At 37.2% G+C, this 618-nt stretch carries 2 protein-coding genes; both read left to right on the top strand.

What is annotated here, in order from left to right; all coding sequences use genetic code 11:
• Window positions 1-184, top strand: a 184-nt coding sequence (locus BJI48_RS09535; RefSeq protein ID WP_180763114.1) for a hypothetical protein, incomplete at its 5' end; no start/stop codon positions are given.
• Between the two features lie 177 nt (window positions 185-361).
• Window positions 362-487 carry a hypothetical protein gene (locus tag BJI48_RS09690; RefSeq protein ID WP_257874452.1) on the top strand — a complete coding sequence of 42 codons (126 nt, stop codon included), beginning with the start codon at window positions 362-364 and terminating at the stop codon, window positions 485-487.
• Window positions 488-618 lie beyond the last annotated feature (131 nt).

Here is a 618-nt window from a genome sequence, read left to right as displayed (position 1 = left end):
GGGTGCTATACCCTTAGACCTTTTTTTTCAACCCTCGTGTAATGCGTATTTACAAGCGTTTTTCAAAAATGCTGTGCCAAAATTGTGCCAGATTGTGAAACGGCGTATTTTGGGGGCATTTGAAAACTCAATCAACACACAAGGGAAAATCCTTGCTATCGTTTTTTGTCTTGCCAAAAATTGACATTTGCAACTATAGCATAAAAATTGCACAAATTTGCAAATTTGAAAAAAATTCTGATTTTGTCTATCACAGAAACAAAGAGGGGGGTTGGGGATTGGGGACCCCCTAGAAATCCCAAAATAGCGGATTTGTAGGGATTTTGAATACGATTGATTTTACTAGATTAGGATTTGCTTATTGAATGGTTTGGTTGATGATGGGATTGGGTGGGGTGCTACTCCAAAATGGGGAGAGGGGTTTTTGATGGGGGAGAATTTTGCTTGGCAAATGGATTTTTTTAGTGGGCTTATTTTTAATATTTAATTAAGCAAAGTCAGAAAAAAATGAGTGTGAAACATAAAAATTGGCACAATTTTGGCACAGCATTTTTGAAAAACGCTTGTAAATACGCATTACACGAGGGTTGAAAAAAAAGGTCTAAGGGTATAGCACCC

Source organism: Helicobacter sp. 11S02596-1 (assembly GCF_002272825.1).
In the GTDB taxonomy this organism is placed as follows: Bacteria; Campylobacterota; Campylobacteria; order Campylobacterales; family Helicobacteraceae; genus Helicobacter_J.
The sequence above is the reverse complement of the archived record's forward strand: the minus strand, read 5'-3'. Positions and strand labels throughout refer to the sequence as shown.